The sequence below is a fragment of the Candidatus Leptofilum sp. genome (assembly GCF_965223525.1).
Classification (GTDB): Bacteria; Chloroflexota; Anaerolineae; order Promineifilales; family Promineifilaceae; genus Leptofilum.
The window spans coordinates 885,228-910,857 of record NZ_CBDCWX010000005.1 but is presented as its reverse complement, the minus strand read 5'-3'; the positions used below and the strand labels follow the sequence as shown (position 1 = coordinate 910,857).

Sequence of the window (25,630 nt, the reverse complement as noted above, 5' to 3'; positions counted from 1 at the left end):
CGTCACCGTTCACTGATTACCGATTACTGTTCACCGCTCACCAGCGCGGCGCAACAAAAACCGCTCTTCTGGCTTCCAGCGGGAAAGTGTCCCGGTACCCAGCAGCATGAGACAAACGGCCGTTGCCAAACCAATCCCATTTGCCCAATCCAGTCCCCGTGTCACCATGTCGAAACCCAGCGGAAAAACTAGCCAAAACGCTGCCAGACGTCCCATCGTGCCTAGTAACACTAGAAGACCGCCAAGCAGCAGCAAGATCACAGCGACGATGGCCAAAAAGGCGGGCAGCGGCAAGCCCCAGCCCGTGAACAAACCCACCCAGGCAGGCGGTGGCCAAGCCGTTGGCAGCGCCAAAAAAATCGCGGAAACGCAGCTTGCTAGCGCTAGGCGAAACAAGGGCGGCAGCCAATGGGTCGTCACTTGGTAAAGCCACTGCTGCACTTGCCGATAACGGACATTTTGCGGGTTCAATTGGCCAGTCACCAGAAACCAGTCGCGCAAAAAGCCGAGGGCGGTGGGAATGGCAACTGTTGTTCCGGCAATGGTGGCAAATTCGGGCGGCATGATGGGCCACAGCACCGAACTCATAAAGCCCATCTGAAACCCGGCAAAGACGCGGCGGTGTACGCTGGGGGGCAGGTCGTGGCTGGGCAAGCCGCGCCGTGCCCGCAGCCATAGCCCAAACAGAAACAGATACCGCGCCAATCCCAAAATGAGATACCACCACGGCAGTTGCCTATACCAGACCGCTAGCAAAGACACAATGAGCATCCCCAGGCCGTCATACTCCATGTCTAGCCGTTGGCCCAGCGCGGTGGCACGGTTGGTGATGCGCGCCAGGTAGCCGTCCAGGTAGTCGGCAATGTCGGCGGCGGTGTACAGTAGCATGGGGAGCCAGGCCAGCCAGCCATCTGGCCAGGGGCTGAACAAAAAGCCCGCCACCATGCTGATAGCCAACCCGCGTAGCAGGGTGAGCCGGTTGCCCCAGCCAAACGTGGGCAAGACGGCCGTTTCGCCCGCGCGCCGATTCTCTGCCAAATGCCGCCTTGGAATCCACAAACAGTACAGTAGCGGTGGTAGGGTGAGCAGCAGCCAACGATTAGCAAAGTCCGGTTGCCAGATTTGCCGTAGCCAGAAGTAAAAGAGGAGGACGGCCGTTCCCCACACCAAAACTGTGCCTACCCATCTCCTTTTTAACGTTTCCAATTGCGTTATCACCTGTCTTTGTGTTATTCTATAACGCGGTGCGGCATGAAATGGGTTTTCACCTGCTTTTTTGCGAGATCACACCTGCAAAATGTCACTTTATTAACCAGCTTACCGCCGCTATAATCTGCTAAATTATTTCTGTTGCGTATTTCGTATTGCGTAGTCGCTTATTGTTACGCAATACGAAATACGCAATACGCATTGACAAATCAAGAAGCCAATCGAATCCGCGAAGCCTGCGGATAAAACGAAAATTCCCATGAGCCGACGAATCAAAATCAAGGTTCGCCCCCAACAAACGATACCGTTTCCTGGCATTTGCGTCCATTGCAGCCAACCTGCCCCAGAAACAATGACCGTGCGGCAGCGATACGGCCGTATCACTCGCCTGGTTGATGTGCCCCTGTGCAGCCGCTGCACGGGCGAACGCAACCGCCGCTCTGCTGAAGAAGAGCGGCTGCAAAAGATTAGCTGGCTGTTGAGCGGCGTGCTTGGCTTGCTGGGGCTGGCGGTGGCGTTATTGCTCACCCCGGCTGAACTCTCATTTGGTTTGCGCTTGCTGATTGCGCTGCTCGTGGGTGGTGGTTTGGCAACGGCCGTACTTTGGGGGTTTCGCCAGCCAATTGCCAACGCTGCCTTGCCAGAAAAACAGGCAATTCGTCAAGCTGTGACCATTGAAGCGTTCAGCTGGCGTGCCACTACCTTTGCTTTTGAAAACGATCTCTTTGCTGACCGCTTCACTGAGCTAAACGCGCCACGCCTGATGGAAATTTAGCTCGTAAGGCAGGTTGCCTAGGGTTTTGTCGCAAAATATTAACAACCAGGGTAGGGGCAGGTCTCAGACCTGCCCCTACATAAAACATTGGAGGTTTTTGCATGAAAGTTGTTGTAAGCATTAAACAGACCCCCAGCACAACGGCCGTTCTCGTCGTAGATGGCAGCGGCAATGTTAGCTGGGACGATCCGGGTGGCAAGCCCAACGTCCTCAATCCGTGGGACGAGTATGCTGTAGAAGAAGGCGTTCGCTTTAAAGAAAATCACGGTGCCACCGACGTTATTGCCCTCACTGTGGGCAGCGAAGAAAGTCAGGATGCCCTGAAAACCAGCCTGGCAATGGGCTGCACCGAGGCAATCCTCGTTACGGATCCGGCACTACAAGGGTTAGACAGCCTGGGGACAGCGCGCACCCTGGCCGCCGCCATCCAGAAAGCTGGCGATGTGCAGGTGGCTATTTTCGGCCGTCAGGCCATTGACGGCGATACCGGGCAAACCCCTGTGCAGGTTGCCCGCAAGCTGGGCTGGACGCCGCTTACCTTTGTTTCCACCATCAAAGAAATTGGCGACGGTAAAATCACGGTTGAGCGGCTGCTGGACGACGGTAAAGAGACCGTTACCACCAACCTGCCCGTAGTCATCAGCACCGTCAAAGAGATCAACGAGCCACGTTACCCCTCGCTCATGGGTATCCGCAAGGCCAACCGGGCCAAAATTCCCACCTGGTCTGCGGCTGATTTGGGACTAGACGGCGGTGCCGGTGATAGCAATGTAGATTGGTCCAATGTTTACGCCATCCCGCCGCGCGAAGGCAGCGTACAAATGATTGAAGCAGATTCTGTTGAAGAGCAAGCCAAAGTCCTGGCCGACAAACTGTTTGAGGAGAAAGTGATATGAGCGGCGTGTGGGTATTTCTGGAAAATAAAGATGGCAATATTGTTACCGGCTCTCGCGAAGCCATTGCTGCCGCTCGCACCGTGGCCGATGGCCTGGGGCAGGAATTAACTGGGCTGGTCTTTGGCGAAGGCGTCTCCGGCGTAGCCGATGCTGCCTTTGATTTGGGCGTAGATGCCGTGTTGGGTGCAAACGACGCTACGCTGGCGCAGTTCCGCGTGGAGGCGGTGGGGCCAGTTGTTACCAAATTGGCGCAGGAACACAGTCCCGGCGTAATTATGGCTAGCGCTACCAGCCGGGGCCGTGATTTGGCCGCCTGGGTTGCCGCCGATTTGGAAGTTGGGCTGGTGTCCGATGGCGTGAACGTGGCCGTAGATGGTGACAAGATCAAAGTGACGCGGCCCGTGTATGCAGGCAAGCTGATGAGCGATGTCTTTGCCACCAGCAGCACGCAGGTTATTACGCTGCGTAGCCGTGCCTTCCCGCAGGCAGAGTCTACGGGCAAGAGTGGTTCGGCAACGTGGGTGGATGCGGTGGTCAGCGAAGATGACATCCCCACCAAAGTTGTGAGCTTTGAAGGCAAAGAAGGCACCGTGAGCCTGACCGACGCCAGCATCATCGTTTCTGGTGGGCGTGGCGTGGGTGGCCCGGAAGGGTTTGAGCCAGTGCAAGCATTGGCAGATACCTTGGGCGCGGCGATGGGTGCTTCGCGTGCGGCCGTAGACGCTGGCTGGATTCCCTACGAGCATCAGGTTGGGCAAACTGGTAAGGTTGTTAGCCCTGATCTGTACATTGCGTCCGGCATCAGCGGCGCGATCCAGCACCAGGCCGGTATGCGAACCTCCAAGATCATCGTGGCCATCAACAAAGATGCCGACGCGCCCATCTTCAAGCTGGCGCAGTACGGCATCGTGGGCGACCTGTTCAAGGTGCTGCCCGCGCTCACGGCGGAGTTTAAGAAGCGACTGTAGTCAGTAAGCAGTATTCAGTAGGTCAGTAAACAGTGGAGCTGGCAGGTTGGCGATGAGAAGTCGCGGAACCTGCCAGCTTTTTTGATTTTTGGCGATTTTTCAGTAGGGGCAGACCCCCGTGTCTGCCCATTTTGGGCGCACACGGGGGTGCGCCCCTACAGTTGGTGTCTCTGTTTTGAAATGTGTAGGGTTTTGTGCGGAACGGCCGTTTTCTATCCAACTTATGTTAAAATTCGAGGATTCAAGCGTGCGAAGTGGGCGGCACGGCGTCCCGCCGCGCCGCAGCCGGGTGAGGTCTCTCGCTGGCCGAAGACCTCGCCAGAGCAGGGGTATTTCTGGCGGAGTTGGCTTTCTTGCTGGGGCAGCGGTAGTAGCTGCTGTTGGTACAGGTCCTGTTGGCTTTGCTGTTGCTGTAGGATGGTTCATCGAAGCTCCTGCTTCTAATTGGATATTCCAGAATACAGGATTGCTCCCGACAAGGAATTTGGCACCCTTCAATTAGAATTCAAGGATAGGTTAGTGGCGTCACCAGCATTATACGTAGGATTAGCAGCAGCAAGTTTATTTCTAATAATTAGGTTAGGATTATTAAAGTCGTGGTTTATTCTTAAAACTCTGCCAGGGCTTATGTCCGCAAGAATGATATATGCGATCTTCCCCATCGGACTTGGGTTTCTCGGATTATCTTTGCTGCCTATATTATCAGGTTATAATCCTGATGAATTTCCCTTTACGCTTTTGCTGGGGATAACCATATGGGGTGGCCCCTTACTCGGTTTCTGGTTCATGTACCGACCACCGAGGTGGATAAAACCTAGTTGGCTACAATGGCTGGAGCAGGAATATGGATATTGCTTGCCAATTCTCATTCAGGAGGGACAAAAGATGAATCGGTGGCGGTGGGAAGTGCAGGTAAGAACCCGTGCCGGGATGCAGGCGTGGATTGATGACGTATTTACCCATCGGCGCGAAGATGTTGAATTTGCCTGGCAAGTAGAAAAGTTCGAGTTGATAGCGCAAAAAACAGATGTGATCAAGCCAGGAATGAATGCGAATGGTGATGTTCCCGCTCATCGGCGATATGACGTAATGATTACCCGTGAGGAAATTGACGCTGTTGTTGCCGTTCAAAATGCGCAGTATCGGCCTCATGAGAAATATATGCGTAAGAAATAAGAATTCCGATTGAGGATAAATCTTCCCACTGTTACTGCAAGGGTCTCTCGGTGGGCTGTGGCCGGGCATCATCGCTGTACCATGTTTTACCCGGAAGCCCGTTCACCCCCTCAAAAAACGGCCGTTGCCCCTCCCAAAATCTCCTCTATCATTCTACTGTGGTTGAAAAATGGTTAACCCAAGGAAGTAAAAGGCTGGTTTTGCTGTTTGGCGTGCTGCTGCCAACGGCCGTTGCCCTCACTTGGTTGGTGGTGGGAAGCAGTCAGCGCACGGTTGGCTGGTGGTTTCTGCTGGGGTCGGCACTGCTGGGCGGGCTGGGCGCGCTGCTGCTGATCCGTTTGTGCAGCAAACGGACGCTGCATACCCAACAGCAAGCTACGGAGCGAAAGCAGTTGGAGAAGCTAGCGCTGGAGCTACTGCGTGAACCACTGGAAAACGGCGACCTCCCCGCGCTGTTAAGCCGCCACGTTCCCCAACTTTTCCCCAATGGCTGGGTAGAAATCCGACTGTTGCCAGACGCCGTGCTTTTTGCCCAGGGCGACGGTTGGATTCCGCTGGCGAATGAGCGTTGGGTTGAGCTTCTGGCAGAATTGGAGACGCCTAAAATTGTGGCTGGGTTGCCTGAGGCCAGGCTGGGTTTTGGTAGCGAGGCGCTCGTCATACCGATTCAGGGGGAGAACGAAGAAAACATCGGAGGCATTTACCTGATGCGGGCCGCTGGTTTAGGTGTGCGCGATTGGCTGGCAAACGGCCGTTCCCTCGCGGCACAAATCGGGGCAAATTTGCAACAGGTGGCGCAGCTGGATGCAGCCCTGGCTGCACAAGCCGAGGCGTACGAGAAGGAAATTTACGAGCAGGCGTACCAGGCGGAAGTGAATGCCATGATGGCCGAGTACGAGAAGGTTTCAGAAGAGTTGGGCGTTGCTCGTAAGGTTCAGGCCACTTTTTTGCCACCAGAACTCCCGGAGATACCAGGTTGGCAGCTAGCCGTCACGCTGGAACCGGCGCGGGAGATGTCTGGGGATTTTTATGATTTTATTTGGTTGCCGAACGGCCGTATCGGTCTGGTCATTGCCGATGTGGCGGACAAAGGGATGGGCTCTGCCCTGTACATGGCGCTCAGCCGCACGCTCATTCGCACCTTTGCCCCCGATTTTGACACGGAGCCAGAGCAGGCGCTGTGCGCGGCCAACCGGCGGGTCCTCACAGACAGCAGCAGCGATCTGTTCGTGACTGTTTTTTACGCCATTTTGGACCCTGCCAGCGGCGTGTTGACCTATTGCAACGCCGGGCATAATCCGCCCTATTTGTATTCCGGCAACGGCGGCGGGATGCAGCCGCTAACCCGCACGGCTATCCCCATTGGCATTTTAGAGGAGCCAGCCTGGACCCAAGGTTCCATCCAGATGGAGCCGGGGGATTTGCTTCTGATGTACACGGACGGGGTCACAGAAGCAGAAGATGAGGATGCCGATTTCTTTGGCGAGGCGCGGCTACAGGCGGTGACGGAGGCCAATTTGGGCCGTTCGGTGGAGATTATTGAGAGCAAGGTGGTAACGGCCGTTCTCGACTTTGTTGGTGAAGCCCCCCAATTTGACGACATCACCCTCATGCTGTTGGCGCGAGACAGTTAACAGCCCATGAATCTGTTTTTGAACAATCCAGAACTGCTAGCCGTGGCCTATGGCTTGGCATCTGCGGCCGTTTGGGGGGCTGGTGATTTTAGCGGCGGGTTTGCCGCCAAGCGAGGCAATGTGTACGCTGTCGTGCTGCTGTCGCAGGCGGTGGGGTTGGTTTGCTTGCTGACGCTGGCGCTGCTGCTGGAAGAGCCGCTGCCCTCAGCGCGAGACATGCTGTTTGGTGCATTTGCCGGATTGGCTGGCGTGATTGGCATTTTGGCTCTGTACGCCGGGTTGGCGCGTGGGCGGATGGGGGTGGTGGCACCCACAACGGCCGTTCTCTCTGCATCTATTCCCGTGGTTGTAGGCATTGTCACCGATGGCATCCCGCCGATGTTGGTGTTGGTGGGATTTGGGCTGGCGGTAACGGCCGTTTGGCTGCTCTCTGGAGGTGGGCAAGCCGAAGGTATCCGCCGCGACGAACTTGGCTTGGCGCTGCTGGCTGGGTTTGGCTTCTCTCTCTTTTTTGTTTTCATTGACCAGATTAGCCTCGGCGTCGTCTTTTGGCCGCTAACGGCCGCTCGTGTCGCTTCTGTGCCGTTGCTGCTCATCTTTTTGCTGAGTCGGCAGTGGCAGGCGGCGCAATGGCAACTGCCCTCCCGCGCCGTGCTGCCCATTGTGGCACTCTCTGGCATTTTGGACAGCGGCGGCAACTATCTTTTTACGTTGGCAACGCAATCAGGACGGCTGGATATTGCGGCCGTTTTGTCCTCACTTTATCCAGCCTCAACCGTTTTGCTGGCTCGGCTCGTGCTTAAAGAAAAGCTCGGCACGCGCCAATGGTTTGGCGTCGGTATTGCCCTCGTTGCCCTGGTTTTGATTGCGCTGTGAAAAGGAAATTGGAGACTGGAGATTGGGTAATTGCTAATCTCCAGTCTCCAATCCCCTGTATAATCGCCACATGGCAGAAAAATTGGAAGGTCGGGTCATCAAAGCCATTAGCGGGTTTTATACCGTAGAAATTGACGGGCATGAGCCAGTTGTAGCTCAGATTGCTGGCCGACTCAAGCAGGAATGGCAAAGCAGCACCCTCGTGGCCGCTGGGGATTGGGTCACGATTTCGCTGAACCCCGACGGCACGGGTACGGTGGAAGCCGTCGCCAAACGCAAGTCGGTGCTGTCGCGCAGCCGTCCCACGGCCGCCCCCACCCGCAAAATGTCTGCTGACCAGGAGCAGGTGCTGGTTGCCAATCTGGACCAGGTGATTTTTGTCTTTGCCGTGAAGAATCCCACCTCCAACCTGCGTAAGCTGGATCGCTTCCTGGTGGTGGCAGAGATGAACAATCTGCCGACCATCATCTGCCTCAACAAGATTGATCTGGACAAAAAGGGGAAGGTGGCGGCGCAATTCCAGCGGTATGCCGACATTGGCTATCCTGTCTTGCACAGCAGCGTCAAAACGGGCGAGGGCATCGCCGAACTCAAGGAACTGCTGCACGATAAGATTTCGGTGCTGGCCGGATCGTCGGGCGTGGGCAAATCGAGCTTGCTCAATGCCGTCCAGCCGGGATTGGGGCTAAAGGTAAGTGCGGTGAGTGGGGCCACAGGCAAGGGGATGCACACGACGCGCTTTGCCGAACTATTTCCGCTGGACGACGGTGGTTACGTGGCGGACACACCTGGTATTCGCGGCTTGGCACTGTTTGATTTGGAGCCTACGGAACTAGATGCGTACTTTCGTGAGATTGCCCCGCTGGTTTCTGACTGCCAATTTAGCGACTGCAGCCACCGCCACGAACCTGGCTGTGAGGTGCTGGCGGCGGTGGCAGACGGCCGTATCCATCCCAACCGTTACAACAGCTACCTCCGCCTGCGCGACGAACACGAAGCGTTAGACGAAGAGAATTACTAGTTCCAGTCATCGGTATTCAGTGTCCTAATAAATTATACTGATTACTGACAACTGTTTACTGATAACCGCTCCCCTCTATCAACCGATCGGTTGATACGGCCGTATCCATCCCACTGACTCCACAATCCACCGAACGCAACGCATAATTCAATCCTCCGATTGGTTACTTTCACCTGCTTATCCTTTAAGATTAGGTCACATTCGGCAAACAGATATGCAAATGTGGGAAGCATTGAAATCACCAAAGAAATACCCCACTTTGCCCAAATAGATAAGGAGTGAATTGTGAACGATCAATTGAAGCGTGAAGAAAAACAGTATGTAGAACAAAGCAACAACACCATTATGGCCGCCATTTTCATCGTTGTCGGTGTGGTTCTAATCTTTAGCAACGTAACTGGCTTTGGTTTTGCCAATTGGTGGGTGCTTTTCATGGCTATCCCCCTGGCTGGTTTTGGGCGACACATTTACAACGACTATCAGGCAAACGGCCGTCTCACCGCAGCCAGCACCGGAGCCATTATTGCCAGCATAGCCATTCTTTTCGCCGCTGCCACCTTCCTCTTTGAAGCCATCACTTGGGGTATGGTTTGGCCCGTAGGCCTCATCTTCGCTGGCATCGGTATGTACCTGGGCAACCGCTCTTAAAAAATCAGAAGTGCAACTTTTTCAAAAAGTTGCACTTCTCTGTTACATCGAGGTTTCAAATGAACGTCATTGAGGTAAAAAAATTACGCAAAGCGTACGGCAGCACCGTTGCCGTAGACAATATCTCGTTCAACGTGCAGAAAGGTGAAATCTTTTGCATTGTTGGGCCGAACGGCGCAGGCAAAAGCACCACCGTTGAATCAATTATGGGGTTGCGCCAGCCAGACGGTGGCAGCATCCGCGTACTCGGTTTAGACCCGCAAAAGCGAGAGCATGAACTACGCCAGCGCATAGGTATCCAGCTTCAGCAAGCCGCCTTGCCGGAGCGACTCAAAGTGTGGGAAGCACTTAATTTGTACAGCTCTTTTTACGATAAAATCGTCTCTTGGGAGAAACTTTTGGCAGATTGGGGATTGACAGAAAAACGCACCACTAACTTCAAAAACTTGTCTGGTGGGCAAAAGCAGCGGCTTTTCATCGCGCTGGCATTGCTCAATGACCCAGAGCTAGTCTTCCTGGATGAATTAACGACCGGATTAGACCCGCAGGCACGCCATGCCACCTGGGATGCCGTCCGCGCCATCCGCGATCAGGGTAAAACCGTGGTGCTGTTAACGCACTTCATGGACGAAGCCGAAGAATTGGCTGACCGTATCGCCATCATCGATCAGGGAAATGTAGTTGCCCTGGATACGCCAGGCAAATTAATTCAAAATTTGCAGGCAGAAACGCGCGTTCGCTTCACCAATTACAACGGGTACGATCCGCAACAACTACATACCGTTTCTGGTGTGACCGATGTTGAGCAGCGGGGCAAGCAAGTGATTGTGCAGGGCAACGGTGCTTTGCTAGCGCACGTAGCCACCGCTTTGGCGCAGCACAATGTCACCCCCACCGACCTGCGCGTGGAGCAGGCCGATTTGGAAGATGTGTTTTTGGCTCTCACAGGCCGCAGCATAAGAAATTGAGATAGTGGCTAGTTGCTTCTGCAATTTACTAGCCACTAACCACCAGCCACTATTAACGAGGAAATCTAATGAACGCTTTACGAAAAATGACCTGGGTTGAATTTAAGCTGGCTTTGCGTGAGCCAGTTGCAACCTTTTTTACGCTGGTTTTTCCGGTTTTGATTTTGTTTTTGTTTGGCAGTATTTACGGTAACGAGCCGTCTGAATTTTTGGGCGGTCGAGGCAATGTGGACAACTCAGTGCCGGGCTACATTGCGATGGTGATTGCCACCACTGGCATGATGAGCCTGCCCATTGGCTTGGCCACTTACCGCGAACTGGGCGTCCTGCGCCGCTACCGGGCCACACCGCTGCGCCCGCAAACGCTGCTAGGGGCGCGCGTCATTGTTCACACCATCATTTCTGTCATTGGTTCGGCCGTTTTAATCACCGCAGGCGTGCTGGTGTACGACATGGTTTTGCCCGCGAACATTCCAGCCGTTGTTTTGGCATTCTTGTTAGGCAATGTTGGCTTTTTGGCGGTTGGTTTTTTACTGGCCAGCGTTTTGCCCAATGCCAATACGGCAACGGCCGTTGGTATGGCACTGCTTTACCCCATGTTGTTCCTATCTGGGGCTGGCCTGCCGCGTGAGATTTTGCCCGATAATCTGGTGAAATTTGGCAACTTCTTGCCGCTAACCCACGTGGTTGATTTGCTCAAGGATGTTTGGTACAGCAACACATGGAACATGACGGCCATTGCTGTGATTGTAGGTATGACGCTGGTAGCAGGTGTGCTGTCTGTGCGGACTTTCCGCTGGGAGTAAGCAAGCCTTCTCTCCTTTTTAGGATACGGACGAGCGTGGGTAACACGGAAAATTACTAATCATTGGCGCCCGTCCGCGTTTATCCGCGTCCCATTAGGTTGTGAATCAAACTTTTGAAAAACCTTTCCTCTGAGGGGGAGGGTGAAAAGTTAGGTTATAATGATGCACATCATGACCGAGAAAACGGCCGTTGCCACCCCAACATCCCCCCTCAATCACCGCCTAAAAGCGTGGCTGGCTGAACTGCGCGACGTGAAATGGCCCTGGGTTGTTTTCCCCGGCATCTCTGTCGCTTTCATTAACATCCTGGTTATTGGTACCATTATTTCCATCTACGCCTCTGTTGTTTCGGTAGATCTGCAATCCCCTGGAGAAACGGCCGTCGCCGTAAGTCGCGGAGCCGAGGTTATCGGCACCTACGCTTCCCCGGTGACTCATTTTTTTATCACGATTATGGTGGCTTTTTGGGTATGCAAGCGGCAAGGAACGGCCGTTTCTTGGTATGGGCTGCTCATTGGCGTCGTTAGTGGGATTGTCACCGCCTTTCAGGTGGCACTTTTTGCAGGTGTTCCATTACAGTTACTTTTTGATTTCACGCTTCTCACCTTTTTGCCAGTGCCCATGTTGGCTGGCTGGATTGGCGCACGGCGCAGTCAGAAAGTGCTGGCCGGGCAGCAGCGTCTTTACTTCACGAGCCAGGCCATCGCCCACGCCCCCACGCCCCAGGCCATTATTGTGGCCATTGGCACGCATTTAGCAACAGCGAACGTGAGCCAGATTGGCCTGTGGGAAATTTTGTTGCAGGGGGAGGGTGGTCGGCCAACGGCCGTTTCCCTCCTCGCCGCCTGGACTGCCAAACAAGATGAAAGCTGGCAGCCCGGCCTGCAAATGAGTGCCGACATTACCCAGTCGCTGCGCCGCCTGTCGCCAGAAAGCAGCCTGCAAATCAAGGCAATTGAGCTGCCAGACGCCGAAAAGCAAAACTGGGAAGTGTTGGGTGCGCGCTCTGCCCTGCTCATTCCGCTGGTAACGCCTACCGGAAGCTGGGTTGGCTTGCTCACTGTTACCTCCCCAGCCAGCGGCGGCTTCTCGCGCAGCAGCGAGCAGGATTTTGCCACTATTGCTGCCCAGGTAGCCCTCGTTTTGGACAATTTGCGATTGGTAGCCCAAGCAAAGGAAACGGCCGTTCTCCGTGAGCGGCAGCGAATGGCGCGAGAAATCCATGATACGCTGGCGCAGGGCTTTACCAGCATTGTGATGCACCTGGAGGCGGCCGAGCAAGCCCTACCCGATGACCCCACCACGCTCACCCGCCACATCACCCAGGCCAAAAGCACCGCCAGAGACAACCTGACGCAAGCCCGCCATGTGGTGGAAGACCTGCGCCCCGAAGTTTTGGAAAGTGCGCCTCTGTTCCAGGCCATTGAGCGGGTTGTACAGCGATGGGAGCAGCACAGCGGTATTCCGGCTACCTTCAAGATGACGGGGCAAGTGCAGCCGCTTCACCCAGAGGTGGAAGTGACGCTGCTGCGAGCCGCGCAAGAAGCGTTAGCCAATATTCGCAAACATGCCCAGGCTAGCGAGACGCAGGTAACACTCTCTTATCTAGGGGATGTGGTCATTTTGGATGTGCAAGATAATGGACAGGGCTTTATGGGAGGGAATGGAAAGTCGGAAACGGCCGTATCCGGCGGATTCGGCTTAGTAGCTATGCGTGAACGCGTTGATGAGCTGGATGGCGAGTTGGTTATTGAATCTGATCCGGCCGAGGGAACCACGCTCATGGTCAGCATTCCAACAGGAGCGCAGTCACAATGAGTCAACAACCGGTACCTGCCAACCGTACACAGCCCATGAGTGATCGGGAACTTTGGATACGTTCGGTTTGGCTGTGGTCTACAGTTTTTGTTCTGTCCTTTGTGGCGAGTTTTCTCATTTACTATCTTGAGAACGGCCGTACAGAGGAACTTCCTCTGGTTGCCGTCCTGACGATTGGTGTGATTGGCTGGCATTTGGGGGCGATGTGGCGCTTTGGCCGCCAACTAAACTTCCGCGAAGACTTACGATTAACTATACCATATACCGTCGGGCAGGTTCTATTTTGGATAGCCCTGGTTCGGATAGATGCGGCATTTTATTTTGGCTTAGCAGGGGTGTTTAGCCAACTGTTCTTTACGCTGCCTATGCTCTTTGCAGCGATTTTTTCAATTGTGGTGGCAATACTTATTGTCCTGTTGCAAACGGTTTTGGATGGGCAGCCATTCTCCTGGACTCTGATGCTGTTTTATACCATTCCCACAGGCATTGGCATTGGCATGGGTGTGTGGCTAAATGCCATCATGCGCCAAAGCCAGGATCGCAAACAGTTAGCCGAAGAATTGCAGGCAACACGACATGAATTGGCACAATCCGAGCGTCGTGCTGGAGTATTGGCCGAGCGGCAGCGGCTGGCGCACGAAATTCACGACACGCTGGCGCAAGGCTTTATTAGCATCATTATGAATCTGGAAACGGCCGAACAGACCCTGGCAGAAACCAACAGCGACGCTGCCCGCCAAATTCAGCAGGCCAAAGAAGCTGCCCGCCACAATTTGCAGCAAGCCCGGCGCGTTGTCGCCGATCTGCGCCCGGAATCGCTAGAAAATCATACCTTGCCTGCGGCCATCGAGCGCACGGTACAGCGGTGGAGCCAACGCCACAGCATTGCCGCCACCATGCAAACCACCGGTATGCCGCTGCCGCTGCACCCGGACGTGGACGTTACCTTGCTACGCGCTACGCAGGAAGCGTTGGCCAACATTCACAAACATGCCCAAGCCCGCAACGTCAGCGTTACACTGTCATACATGGATGATTTGGTGCTGCTAGATGTGCAAGATGACGGCGTCGGGATGAATGGAACCAAGCCCTCTCCATTTGGTGGTGGCTTTGGCCTGCAAGCCATGCGTGAACGCGCTGCCCAGTTTGGCGGGGAATTGCTGCTGGAAAGCGACCCAGACGGCGGCACGACGCTGGTCGTTTCAATACCAATCACGTAGAAACATAGCAGGGGCGCACCCCCGTGTGCGCCCTGTTGTTGGGCAGACACGGGGGTCTGCCCCTACCCAATTACAATTTGTAACCACAGGAACAAAAATGGAAACAATCAAACTTATTCTGGTAGACGATCACCCGGTTGTTCGTGAAGGGTTGGCGGGAATGCTGGCGGGGCAGCCTGATTTTGATGTCGTTGCTACGGCAACCGATGGCTCAGAAGCGGTGCGACTGGATGCCGAACACACGCCAGACGTGATTTTGATGGATTTGCGGATGCCGGGGATGGATGGAGTGACGGCGATTGGGGAGATTAAAGGGAAACGGCCGTCTGCCAACATTCTTGTCCTCACCACCTACGATAGCGATGCTGACATTTTGCGCGCAATCGAAGCAGGCGCCACTGGTTACCTGCTCAAAGACACCCCACGCGAAGAGCTGTACCGCGCCATTCGCGCCGCCGCCAATGGCGAATCTGTGCTGGCTCCCGCCGTGGCGGCTCGCCTCATGACCCGCATGCGCGCCCCCGCCGAAGAAAACCTGAGTGCCCGCGAAATTGAAGTATTGCAATTGGTTGCTAAAGGTGCCAGCAACCGAGAAATTGGCAAAGAACTGCACATCAGCACCGCCACCGTGAAGACCCACCTCATTCACATCTTCAACAAGCTAGGAGTAGATGATAGGACAGCGGCTGTTACTGTTGCTTTGGAGCGGCAAATTATCACCCTCAACCGTTAAACCCCACACTTTTTGCGGTAGGGGCAGACCCCCGTGTCTGCCCATTTGGGGCGTACCCCCGTGTGCGCCCCTACAAATTTTGGTAACCAAATCCTACATTTTACCGTAATGCTTTTATAAAATATGATATGATCGGCACGATTTCATCCTGCCGCAGGGAATAAATTTGCGGGAGGTCGTTCCCCAGAAGGAAGAAAAATATGAATAGTTGGGCCATTGAAACGCGGGGGCTGACCCGCCATTTTGATAAAAAAGTAGCGGTAGACAATCTTGATCTTACAGTTAATAGCGGGGAATTTTTTGGCTTTTTGGGGCCAAATGGGGCGGGCAAAAGCACCACCATCAACATGCTAGTGGGGTTACTGCGTCCTACCGAAGGCACCGCGCTCATTGATGACATTGATATGTGGGAAGAGCCGCTCGCGGCCAAAGCGCGCATTGGCGTTTTGCCAGAAGGAATGCAGCTTTACCAACGACTGACGGGACGGGAATATATCCGCTTTTCTGGCACGATGTATGGCGTGCCAAAGGCAGAAGTGGCGCAGCGCACCGACGAGCTGCTAGATCTGCTTACTCTCACCGACGACGCTGACAAGCTCATTGTGGATTACTCACACGGAATGCGGAAAAAGACGGCGTTGGCAGCGGCGATTATTCATGCGCCGCGCGTCCTCTTTTTGGATGAACCATTCGAGGGGATTGACGCGATTTCTGGCCGAATTATTCGGGATGTGCTGGGGCGGCTGCGTGAGCACGGCACCACTATCTTCTTCTCGTCGCACATTTTGGAAGTGGTAGAGCGTTTGTGTACGCGGGTGGCTGTGATTGATGACGGCCGTCTGGTAGCCCAGGGCAGCATGGAAGAGCTACGTCATCAGGCAGAAACTGGTGACGAAACCACGCTGGAAGAAATATTCCTGCGCGCAGTGGGTGCCTCCAGCGATTTGGACGCAGAAGGCAGGTTGTCATGGCTGCGCTAGGCGAACCCAATCCCGTCCGCTCGCAGGTAGGTACGCTGTTCCGAATCCGGGGCAAGCTGACGGTGCGCCAATTTTCGCGTGAACGGGGGCGCATCATTGGCGCAATTTTGGTCATCCTGATATTTGGCCCCATGATTATTGCAGCGGCCGTTGGTTCAGCCATTGGTTACAGCAACTTAGAAGGGCAATGGCCCACCGCGTTGTTTGGCGGCATCATGGTAGCGCTCTGGCTGCTGTGGCTTGGCTTCCCCATTGTTGCTACCTCCATCAACGAAAGCGCGGACATTACTCGGTTGCTCATCTTTCCCATCTCTCGGCGTGACCTGATTTTGAGCACGCTATTGGGCACCTTGTTTGACTATCCCACCTACCTGATGCTGCCGCTATTTGTGGCGGCGTTCATTGGCTTTGGCTTCACTGTTGCCTTTCCAGTGGTCATTTTGGCAATTTTGCTGTGCTACGGGCATATGGTGATCATTGGACAATTCATCTCGGTGGCAATTGGGGGCATATTGCAAAGCCGCCGCTTTCGGGACATTGCCATCATTTTCTTTTCTCTGTTAGGTAGCTCCTGCTACTTCATCAATTTGGCGTTTCAGAGCGGCATGGAGCGGTTAATGAATTCGCTTTCGCCGGGACAAGAGGAGGCGTTTGCCGAATCGTTTGCCAATTTTCAGCCGCTAAACATTTTGCAATGGTTTCCCACTGGTGCGCCCGCGCGGGCGGTGGAGCAAGCGTTGGCTGGCTCTTGGGGAACGGCCGTACTCTGGTTGCTCTATTCGGCCGTTTTGCTGGCTGGGCTCACCTGGGTCTGGTCTCAATTGCTGAATCGGTTGGCTACGGGCGGTGGCTTCATCATTGGCGGACGGCCCAAAGAAGAGAAAGAAAAGCCAGCCGTGCGAAAAACAACGAATCGCGGCTCTGTTTTGGATTTTCTGCCCCATGATTTGGCTGTTTTGGTGGGCAAAGAGTTGCGCTCGGTGTGGCGCGTACCGCAGCGGCGCGTGGGCTTGCTGCAAGGAGCGTTAGTGCCATTTTTTATGTTGGCACCGTTCCTTTTTTCTGGTGGTAATGTATCGGGTGGGCTTTCAGCGATTCCTAGCTGGTTTGCTCTTACCATGCCGGTTTATGCTCTCTTTTTAACCTGGGTCAACTCGCAAAATATGCTGGCCTGGGAGGGGCGAGGCTTGCCATCACTGCTGCTAACGCCTCATCCACGCTGGCGGCTCTTTTTGGCCAAGGGGATTGTCTTCTTCTTTCTGAGCGGCACACCATACTTGGTTGTAACCGGTTTGATCGCTATTTTTATCGGTGGCTGGATTTCTGGCGTCGTCATTCCTATCGGTTTGGGAATGTGTTTGGCGGCAATGGCGGTAACGGCCGTTTCCTCCGTCCTCTTCCCCATTCCCGTAAATCTAGAAGCCAAAAGCACACGAGGGGCATTTCAATCTGGTGGCAACTTCAAAACCGGCTGCGCCTCCGTCACCATCATTCCAATGGGCATTGCCGTAGTCAATTTACCCGCTGGTGCGCTGTTGGGGTTAGCCTTTTACTTTAATTTGCCCTGGCTGGGTGGCGTAGCGGCAATCTTTAGCCTGGTTTTTGGAGCCGCTTTGCTATACGGGGGCTGTCGTTTGGCCGGAAATTTATTGCAAGAGCGCGAGCCCGAATTAGTAGCAACCATGAAGCTCCCAGAGGATTAGGCTGTAAGATAGCGGGATGCTGCCACGTCTCAGAAGGAAATCCAAACAGGCAATTTGCCCATCCATGCTTATTAAATTTTCCTTCCGATTAGGAGTTTCCCTATGTCTTTTTTTGAGCCATTAACCGATTTTGAACCTACACGGCAAACGCTCCATCTTTACAGTCACGCGCTGGGTGTTGTGCCACGCGCCCACGGCATTGCCCATCCCAAATGGTGGCATATTAGCTTGAAACCCCGCCCCGATGGGCTGACGAGTGACAACATTCCTTTGCCTAACGGTGGCGTACTTGCTTTGCGATTGGATTTTCATCAGCATCAGCTTGTGCTGGAAACGAGTAGCGGCCAAACACAATCTATGAGCCTGCAAGATGGGATGACGGGGACAGAGATGGGAGAATGGGTGATAACGGCCGTTGCCCAACACGGCATTACTGGCGACTTTGCCCGCGAAAAATTTGAAAGCGACGAACCGCGTGAATACGACGCAGCACAGGCAGTGCGCTTTTTTGGCGTACTCAGCAACGTTGCCCGCACCTTTGAGAAGCATCGCGCCAAATTAGAGGGCGTGGTTAGCCCGGTGCAGGTGTGGCCGCACGGCTTCGACATTGCTTTTGATTGGTTTGGCAGCCGGGTGGAGCGTGCCGAAGAGCATGGCAAGATGCAGGAATTTCCCGCGCAGCTCAATTTGGGCTTTTACCCTGGTGGCGACCCCTACTTTTACTCCAACCCCTGGCCGTTTGAGGCAGACGCGTTGTTGGGTAAGCCGCTGCCGCATGGGGCCGTGTGGCACACCGATGGTTGGCAAGGAACCAAATTGCCTTACAGTAATTTGGTTAACCAGCCAGAGCCAGATGCCGAGACGAAGCTGCTTGAATATGCTCAGGCGGTTTATGATTTGGCCGCGCCCACCCTGATGGCTTGATTTGTTTTTTAGCGCCAGGCACGGGGCGGGACAATAGTGCAAAATAACGACTATGCAGTCCGTGCCTGGCACTTTAGTTGATGACAACAGCCCTTCGACAACTTCCCCTGCTTTACACTATAATGCAGCCACCTTATTTTTGACCCAGCGGAGAGTTTGATGCCCAAGAAGACTGATACGGCCGTTTCCCCCCTCACCCCTGAACAGTTACGCCTAACCTGCCCAGCAGACACATTTACCTTCACCAGCACGGCCGAACTAGAAACTGACACCCACATTATTGGGCAACCGCGTGGCACACGGTCCATTGCCTTTGGTATTGGCATTGGTAGCCACGGCTACAACATTTACGCGCTGGGTGCACACGGTACGGGGCGGGCCACCGCCATTGAGCATTATTTGCAGCAGCAAACTCGCACGGCGCCTGTGCCAAACGACTGGATTTATGTGCATAATTTTGCCGTGCCGCACCAGCCTCGCGCCATTGAGCTGCCTGCCGGACAAGGCACTAAATTCAAGGCACGCATGTCTCGCCTCATTGCCGATTTGCGGCAGGATTTGCCCCAGGCGTTTGATACCGAATCTTACCGTGAGACCATCAACCGCATGAAAACAGAGTTTGAGCAGCAGCGTGGCGCGACGTTGCAAACAATTCAGCAAAAAGCGGCTGCCAGTAACTTTGGCCTGATGCAAACAGCCTCCGGCTTTGCCATTGTGCCCATTCAGGATGGGCAGCAGATGAGCCCGGAGCAGGTGCAGCAGTTGCCCATCGAAACGCGGCAGGCGATGGAGCAGGAAGCCCAGAAGCTCTCGGCGGAGTTGGAGGAAGCGGCTTACCAAATTCATCAGCTAGAGCTGGAAGCACGGCAAAAGATGAAGCAGATTGACCGAGACGTGGCGCAAACGGCCGTACAACACCACTTTGATGATTTGCAAACTGACGACATCGCCGACGAAGAGATGCAGCTTTACCTGAAGGAAGTGCAGGCAGACGTCCTTAACCAGATTGATGATTTTACATCGCCGGTAGACAGCCCGGAGCAGATAGATTTGAGCAGGTACGAGGTCAATGTTTTGGTGAACAATGGCGACACGCAAGGCGCACCTGTCATTGTGGAAGATAATCCTACCTACAATAATCTCTTTGGACGGCTGGAGTATGAAATGCGTAACGGGCTGCTCACGACCCATTTCACCAACATAAAATGTGGCAGCTTGCACTGGGCCAATGGTGGCTATCTCATCCTCAATGCCCACGACTTATTTAAGCATCCTGCTGCCTGGGAAGCCTTAAAACGGGCCATCAAAGCAGAAGAAATCTCTGTTCAGCCTGCCGCCATGATGGGTGGCGGCCAGGTTTTGGCCAAAACGCTCGACCCGGAGCCCATTCCGCTGCAGGTGAAAATCATCATGACGGGCAGCGTGGGGCTATATTACTTGCTGTTTGAGCAGGATGAGGATTTCCGCACCTTGTTTAAGGTGCGGGCCGATTTTGATTCGACGATGCCGCGTGATGAAGCTGCCGAGCAGGCATATGCTAATTTTATTGCCAACCGCTGCCACCAGGAAAAGCTGCTTCACTTTGAGCCAACGGCCGTTGCTAAAGTAGTCGAATTTGGCTCCCGCATAGCCGAAGACAAGCGCAAGTTGAGCACTGTGTTTGGCATGGTGGCAGATTTGGTGAGGGAAGCGAGCTATTGGGCAGGGGCCAATGACCGACCTCACGTAACCGGCCAGGATGTGCAAGAGGCACTGGCAGAGCGCACCAAACGCGCTAATCAGCTCGAGGAAATCATGTTCGAGCGGTTCCTTGATGGAACCATCTTCATCGCCACCGAAGGCGGCGTGGTGGGGCAGGTCAACGGTCTCTCCGTGCTAGACACGGGCGACTATTCCTTCGGCATTCCTGGCCGCATCACTGCCCGCACCTTCATGGGTGACGATGGCATCATCCACATCGAGCGGGAAACGGAGATGTCTGGCCCCATTCACGAGAAGGGCGTGCTGACGCTGAATGGCTACCTGGGCGGTACCTACGCCCAAAACCAGCCGCTGTCGCTCACCGCCAGCCTGACGTTTGAGCAAAATTACGGCGGCGTGGACGGCGACAGCGCCTCCTCCACTGAACTATATGCGCTGCTCTCCAGCCTCAGCGATATTCCAATCAAGCAGTCGCTGGCAGTCACGGGTTCTGTTAACCAGCGGGGTGAAATTCAGCCCATTGGTGGCGTGAATGAAAAAATTGAGGGCTGGTTCCGCCTGTGCCAGGCACGGGGGCTTACGGGGGATCAGGGGGTGCTGATTCCCGCCAGTAATATTGAGAATTTGATGCTGCATGAAGCGGTGGTAACGGCCGTTTCCTCAGGTAACTTCCACATCTGGCCAGTCGAAACGCTGGATGAAGGCATTGAACTGCTCATGAATCTACCTGCCGGACAGCGCCAAAAAGATGGCAGCTATTCCGAAGGCACCGTTCACCACGCTGTGCAAGCCCGCTTGCTAAAACTGGCCGAAGAACTCAGTAATTTCGGCGAAGACGATGATGCCTAAGTAAAGTTTAATCAGAACGATGAGTAGACGTAAGCGACGCAATGAGTTGGTCAGGCCATTTGTAAAATGGGTAGGAGGGAAACGCCAGCTCCTGGCCGAAATCAAAAGATATATCCCCCAGCAATTCTCACGATACTACGAGCCCTTTGTGGGTGGAGGAGCCGTGCTATTCCATTTGCAGCCCAAAAAAGCTGTCATAAACGATAGCAATGAAGAGCTTGTAAATCTCTATGAAGTTATAAAAAAAGCACCAGATAAACTTATCCAAGAGTTGAAAGAGCATAAAAACGAAGAAGCATACTTCTATGAAATTCGAGGCTTAGACAGAGATAAAGCGCTTTATCGCAAGTTAAACAACATTCAGCGAGCATCTCGAATCATATATTTGAATAAGACTTGTTACAACGGGCTGTTTCGTGTTAATAGTGCTGGCGAATTTAATTCGCCTTTCGGACGGTACAAGAATCCAAATATTGTGAATGAGATTACCATAAGAGCTGTAAGCAACTATCTTGCTCACAACGATATCAGGATTCTCAACACCGACTATGAGAAAGCTTTAGCAAACATACGCAAAGGCTCATTTGTCTACTTTGATCCCCCATATGATCCTGTCTCGAACAGCGCCAATTTTACTGGTTACACCAAAGGTGGATTTGGTAGAGACGAACAGGCGCGTTTGAAATCTGTGTGCGATCGGCTTGACGAAAGGGGCGTGAAATTTTTGCTATCTAATTCAGCGACAGACTTCATTAAGGAACTGTATGCTGACTATTCAGTCAGCATTGTCCACGCGAATAGAGCCGTAAACTCAAAAGCAAATGGGCGGGGAAAAATCGCTGAGGTGCTGATACGAAATTATGCGTGATGCACAGATGCTGATGGCCAATAAAATCAATATTTTGAAATAAAGCTGGCAAAGGCATCCAACATATACTCAATCATGGTGGGGGTAGACGCCAATCCAGAAGGTTTGATTCATGACGATGTCGGTGTCGGTAAGGTCGCCAACGACGTGGAACGACCCCCGATTGACTTTCCTCAACCGGGGGAGCTAATTCACATGGTGCGTGAATTTTGTTTGCCAGATTTCAAATCAACTTAGGGGCTAGGGGCAAGTAACGTTGGGATTCCAATCTTCAAACATGCCTGCCGGGTTATGTTTCCAAATCCAGGCGTGGAGAGCATACACGCCCAGGCTCTCATTGAAGTGGAAGTGATGGCCAAAGAGTTGGGGTGGTTCACTGTGTCCGGCGGCGTCCCAGGCTGCGGCTGGCACCACATATTCAACAGCCCCTAGTTGCAGACGCCCGTTTTGACCAGTCGAGTAAACCATCGCTTCTGGGCGCAGCGGATCCACGTTCAAATCCAGAATATCAAGATTGATGTAATGGTAGCCCATTCCCCCAACGCCAGGATTATCAAAGCAGTGATCCAAACCGGGAACAAGATCGTAACCTGCCGCTTGTGCTGCAGGGATGCTGCGGAATCGGGCCGTAACCGCACGTAATCGTTGGATTGGATTATGGCCACTATGGCCACGGCCGTCTGCCAAAACCAACTGCGCCGTCAACAGTAAAAGGGTTACCACAACGCCAACTAGTATCAATTTTTTGCCTTTCATAATAACCTCCAAAATCATCTAGGAATATGACTGTTTACCTTACAAATAAAAGTAGGGATCCAGCACCCGAACTTCTGTGATGCGGTCTACTGGCAGGTCGCTGCGATTGGCTGCACTGCGAACAGCTTCTGGCGACGGGCCATCGTAAATGCAAAAAGTTTTTTGCTTGTCACCGGTAACATAAGAGTGAATCCAGGTAACGCCGTTTGTGGCATTGTTGCCAATCAAAGTTTGGCAAACCTGGGCACCTTCAGCATTGGCGGGTAAAGCAAGTCCGTCAGAAAATGTACGTTCAACGAGGTATCTAGGCATCAGTTTAATCTCCTTTTGTGTATGATTTTTCTAGCTATCAGCTGATGGCTCAATCTTAAATGATGGCCAGAGATACCACATCGGCGCGATTACCTATTTTGGACAAATGGGGTACCTAAATTGGGAATTACGGCCGTTTCAGCGGGGAAAAGATGGGGAAAACAATATTATTTGGCCGAAAAGAGTTTGTGTTGGTGAACAACAGCAACTGCCTCGGTGCGTGATTCAACAGCTAGCTTACCCAAAACGGCCGAAACGTGATGCTCTACAGTACGTGGCGAAATCGTTAAACGTTGGGCAATGTCGGCATTGCTCAACCCCTTGGTTAAAAGTGCCAGCACATCCATCTCACGCCCCGTCAGGCCAAATGGATTTTCTCGCGTAGAGGGGCGCGGGCCACGCGGAATGCCTCGCACACCTGCTGATCGTAACTGTTGGCGCAACTTGTCGGCAGCGGGTGCGGCTCCTAACCGTTCAAAGATTTCCAGAGCCGCTAATTGGGCTTTCTCATCGCCATCGGCCAGGGCAGTAGCCTGCTCATATGGGCAGCTCCGTTGCTCCCATTCATCAGCAGCAGCCTGCCAGTTACCATTAATTTGTTGAACAAAAGGCACGGTTGTCCAAGAGGGAATTGTTAGCTTTTCTCCAGCTCGCCAGGCCCAAAAAGCGAGCTCACCCGTAAACCAGGCATGTTGTTTTTCAAGGGCAAATTGATAGGTAGCCTGGGCTTCTGCCAACGTACGTTCTGGATTCCCGGCCAACCAGGCAGCCTCGGCGCTGGCTGCCCGCACAGGCGCAATGCGCTGCAATGTTTGTGTCTCTTCGGCCAGGTCAATGGCTTCATCAAGCGCTTCCCAGGCGCCCGGATCGCCACGTCGACTGCGTAAGCGCCCTAGAGCCAGCAGGGCCATTATCCGACTGATTGCCGAAACGTCGGGATATTGCAGAACGGCCGTAGCTGTCTCCCCAACTTGATCCCATCGGCCTAAATAGAGCTGGACGAGTGCCCGCCATGCCATCATATACAGACGGGAGCCATGCTGCTCTCGTTCAAGAGCATAGGCAGTACCTTCAGTCAGGTAGCGATCTGCTTCGGGAAAATAATACATCTCGCCTGAACCAGAGCCCAGATTCGCATAAGCACCGGCCACCCGAAAAGACAGCGCATTTTCTTCGGCAATAGTCAGGCTTTTTTCCAGATAGTGGCATCCTGCTTCGTAATCAGAAAGAATCAAAGATGAGCCAATGGTATTGTAAGCCGCGGACAAGGTTTCCATATCTTTAAATTGTTCTGCTAGAGCCACAGCCTTCTCTGCTTCGGGCAGGGCTTCTGCTAAGTCTCGTTGCAGCATACTTAGCATGGCTTGCGTTTGGTATGCCTGGGCTAGTTCCCGACTCGGCGGGAGTGCTTCCAGCAGATCAACGGCTTCTTGGCTGGCTAATTCAGCAGCGGCCGTTTGCCCCAGTCCAAAATACATGGTGACCAAAGCTACTAGATTTTCTCCAACCTTTAGCTGATTGCCAGCTTCACGCCAAATCTCAATGACCGCCTGGCGAGCAGATATTCCTTCTGGCCGTTTCTCAACAACATTGCACTCAGCAGCATAGGCTTCTAACAATGCCGCGCGGTCGGTTGGAGGAAGGGTGTTAGAAAAACGCAAGGCGCGTGCATATTGTGCAGCCGCCTCCCGATGAGCATTTGCCGCTTTGGCCTGGCGTGCGGCTTCAGACGCATACGCCAGCGTCGCTTCTGCGTCATTCGCCCCCTCAGCATGATGGGCTAAGCGTGCCAGGTTTTGTTGTTCGGTTGGTAATGCCTTCATGCCCTCTAAAATCAACTGATGCAGGATGATTTTTCTTTGGGGCGAAATGGTATCCAGAATCGTCTGGCGAGTTAGTTCATGGCGAAAGGCCAATATCGCTCCTTGCGTTTGCAGCATTCCAGCCGCAAGGCACTCCTCAGCGGCTGACGCTTCAGTGCTGGTAACCGCAGATAATAACATCGGCTCGACCCGCGCACCGATCATGGCTGCTGCTTCCAAAGTAGCTCGTCCAGACAGTGAAAGGCGAGTCGCTCGCGCCAAAACCGCATCCCGCACGGTTGCTGGAATGCCATCGGCATCACTCGCCAGCACCTCCGTCACAAAAAAAGGGTTGCCGCTGGTTTGGTGGTGGAGGGTTGCTGTGTCCACATTTTTGCCTTGCGCTAATTGTTGGACACCGGCAATGGAGAAGGGTGTCAGGGAGATTCTGCGTATTATGCCAGAGGTGGCTAGATCGCCTAGAACGGTTCGCAGAGAATGATGGGGCTCTAACTCATCATCACGATAGGTAAGAATGATAAGCGTTGGTGTTGATCGAATTCGTCTTCCCAGGAATTTGATTAGATCGAGGGTGGCTTCATCTGCCCAATGCACATCTTCAATGATTACCAGTGAGGGAATTTCGTTGCTTTCTAACTTGCTTAAAAAAGTTCTGGCAATGGCTAGCCAATCAGTCTCCTTTTGCAGCAATTCGCGCATTTCAAGCCAATTTTGCCGAGCCATATCGTAGATGGGATCTAGCGGACGTGGTGTAAACAAGAAGTCGCAAACGCCAAAAAACAACCGGACAGGCTGGGGGCACTCGGCAGCAAATTGTTCAACGAGAGAGGTCTTGCCAATACCTGCTTCGCCATAAACCAGAGCGATACGGCCGTTCCCAGCAGCTACCTCAGTAAATGTAGTATGTAACGTCTGTAAAAATGTCTCGCGTTCGAGAAGTTTCATCACATATGAATAGGTTGCAGC

At 53.6% G+C, this 25,630-nt stretch carries 21 protein-coding genes and 2 pseudogenes; 19 read left to right on the top strand and 4 right to left on the bottom strand.

The window, feature by feature from the left end; all coding sequences use genetic code 11:
- Positions 1–30: 30 nt before the first annotated feature.
- Complete coding sequence (locus ACOQPM_RS09440) at positions 31–1,206, bottom strand: CDP-alcohol phosphatidyltransferase family protein (RefSeq protein ID WP_420629003.1); 1,176 nt, start codon at positions 1,204–1,206, stop codon at positions 31–33.
- Positions 1,207–1,468: 262 nt separating this feature from the next.
- On the opposite strand from ACOQPM_RS09440, the gene ACOQPM_RS09435 reads away from it, so the two are divergent.
- The 19 genes and pseudogenes from ACOQPM_RS09435 to ACOQPM_RS09345 all read left to right on the top strand — a co-directional run bounded on the left by ACOQPM_RS09435 (position 1,469) and on the right by ACOQPM_RS09345 (position 21,773).
- Positions 1,469–1,984, top strand: coding sequence for a hypothetical protein (locus tag ACOQPM_RS09435; RefSeq protein WP_420629002.1), 516 nt, complete (start codon positions 1,469–1,471; stop codon positions 1,982–1,984).
- 101 nt (positions 1,985–2,085) lie between these two features.
- A complete protein-coding gene (locus ACOQPM_RS09430) occupies positions 2,086–2,880 on the top strand; it encodes an electron transfer flavoprotein subunit beta/FixA family protein (protein WP_420629001.1) in 795 nt (264 codons plus the stop codon).
- Positions 2,877–3,386, top strand: a pseudogene (locus ACOQPM_RS09425) (electron transfer flavoprotein subunit alpha/FixB family protein); the annotation flags it as partial. The gene ACOQPM_RS09430 and the pseudogene ACOQPM_RS09425, both read left to right, overlap by 4 nt.
- A gap of 84 nt (positions 3,387–3,470) precedes the next feature.
- A pseudogene (locus ACOQPM_RS09420) lies at positions 3,471–3,848 on the top strand (electron transfer flavoprotein subunit alpha/FixB family protein); the annotation flags it as partial.
- A gap of 444 nt (positions 3,849–4,292) precedes the next feature.
- Entirely contained in the window at positions 4,293–5,024 is a 732-nt protein-coding gene (locus tag ACOQPM_RS09415) for a hypothetical protein (protein WP_420629000.1), read from the top strand.
- 158 nt (positions 5,025–5,182) lie between these two features.
- Positions 5,183–6,658: a PP2C family protein-serine/threonine phosphatase gene (locus ACOQPM_RS09410; protein ID WP_420628999.1), complete on the top strand. Its 1,476-nt coding sequence runs from the start codon at positions 5,183–5,185 to the stop codon at positions 6,656–6,658.
- A 6-nt stretch (positions 6,659–6,664) separates the two neighbouring features.
- Complete coding sequence (locus tag ACOQPM_RS09405; RefSeq protein WP_420628998.1) at positions 6,665–7,534, top strand: EamA family transporter; 870 nt, start codon at positions 6,665–6,667, stop codon at positions 7,532–7,534.
- Positions 7,535–7,604: 70 nt separating this feature from the next.
- Positions 7,605–8,555: a ribosome small subunit-dependent GTPase A gene (gene rsgA / locus ACOQPM_RS09400; protein ID WP_420628997.1), complete on the top strand. Its 951-nt coding sequence runs from the start codon at positions 7,605–7,607 to the stop codon at positions 8,553–8,555.
- Between the two features lie 285 nt (positions 8,556–8,840).
- Positions 8,841–9,203, top strand: a complete 363-nt coding sequence (locus ACOQPM_RS09395) for a LiaF transmembrane domain-containing protein (RefSeq protein ID WP_420628996.1) — start codon at positions 8,841–8,843, stop codon at positions 9,201–9,203.
- A 59-nt stretch (positions 9,204–9,262) separates the two neighbouring features.
- Positions 9,263–10,171, top strand: coding sequence for an ABC transporter ATP-binding protein (locus tag ACOQPM_RS09390; protein WP_420628995.1), 909 nt, complete (start codon positions 9,263–9,265; stop codon positions 10,169–10,171).
- 68 nt (positions 10,172–10,239) lie between these two features.
- A complete protein-coding gene (locus tag ACOQPM_RS09385; protein ID WP_420628994.1) occupies positions 10,240–10,977 on the top strand; it encodes an ABC transporter permease in 738 nt (245 codons plus the stop codon).
- A gap of 171 nt (positions 10,978–11,148) precedes the next feature.
- The gene (locus ACOQPM_RS09380) at positions 11,149–12,795 is read left to right on the top strand and encodes a GAF domain-containing sensor histidine kinase (RefSeq protein WP_420628993.1); all 1,647 of its coding nucleotides are present in this window, start codon (positions 11,149–11,151) and stop codon (positions 12,793–12,795) included.
- Entirely contained in the window at positions 12,792–14,015 is a 1,224-nt protein-coding gene (locus tag ACOQPM_RS09375) for a sensor histidine kinase (protein WP_420628992.1), read from the top strand. Before ACOQPM_RS09380 ends, ACOQPM_RS09375 begins: the two co-directional genes overlap by 4 nt.
- A gap of 97 nt (positions 14,016–14,112) precedes the next feature.
- Entirely contained in the window at positions 14,113–14,748 is a 636-nt protein-coding gene (locus ACOQPM_RS09370) for a response regulator (protein ID WP_420628991.1), read from the top strand.
- Between the two features lie 200 nt (positions 14,749–14,948).
- Complete coding sequence (locus ACOQPM_RS09365; RefSeq protein ID WP_420628990.1) at positions 14,949–15,728, top strand: ABC transporter ATP-binding protein; 780 nt, start codon at positions 14,949–14,951, stop codon at positions 15,726–15,728.
- Positions 15,716–17,431: a hypothetical protein gene (locus tag ACOQPM_RS09360; RefSeq protein ID WP_420628989.1), complete on the top strand. Its 1,716-nt coding sequence runs from the start codon at positions 15,716–15,718 to the stop codon at positions 17,429–17,431. Before ACOQPM_RS09365 ends, ACOQPM_RS09360 begins: the two co-directional genes overlap by 13 nt.
- Positions 17,432–17,533: 102 nt before the next feature.
- Positions 17,534–18,355: a DUF5996 family protein gene (locus tag ACOQPM_RS09355; RefSeq protein WP_420628988.1), complete on the top strand. Its 822-nt coding sequence runs from the start codon at positions 17,534–17,536 to the stop codon at positions 18,353–18,355.
- A 159-nt stretch (positions 18,356–18,514) separates the two neighbouring features.
- A complete protein-coding gene (locus tag ACOQPM_RS09350; RefSeq protein WP_420628987.1) occupies positions 18,515–20,905 on the top strand; it encodes a Lon protease family protein in 2,391 nt (796 codons plus the stop codon).
- Between the two features lie 19 nt (positions 20,906–20,924).
- A complete protein-coding gene (locus ACOQPM_RS09345; protein WP_420628986.1) occupies positions 20,925–21,773 on the top strand; it encodes a DNA adenine methylase in 849 nt (282 codons plus the stop codon).
- A 240-nt stretch (positions 21,774–22,013) separates the two neighbouring features.
- On the opposite strand, the gene ACOQPM_RS09340 is transcribed toward ACOQPM_RS09345, so the two are convergent.
- The 3 genes from ACOQPM_RS09340 to ACOQPM_RS09330 form a co-directional block, all read right to left on the bottom strand.
- Positions 22,014–22,529, bottom strand: coding sequence for a hypothetical protein (locus ACOQPM_RS09340; RefSeq protein ID WP_420628985.1), 516 nt, complete (start codon positions 22,527–22,529; stop codon positions 22,014–22,016).
- Positions 22,530–22,568: 39 nt separating this feature from the next.
- The gene (locus ACOQPM_RS09335) at positions 22,569–22,841 is read right to left on the bottom strand and encodes a DUF4242 domain-containing protein (protein WP_420628984.1); all 273 of its coding nucleotides are present in this window, start codon (positions 22,839–22,841) and stop codon (positions 22,569–22,571) included.
- A 167-nt stretch (positions 22,842–23,008) separates the two neighbouring features.
- On the bottom strand, positions 23,009–25,609 hold the full coding sequence (locus ACOQPM_RS09330; RefSeq protein ID WP_420628983.1) for a helix-turn-helix transcriptional regulator: 2,601 nt from the start codon (positions 25,607–25,609) through the stop codon (positions 23,009–23,011).
- Positions 25,610–25,630 lie beyond the last annotated feature (21 nt).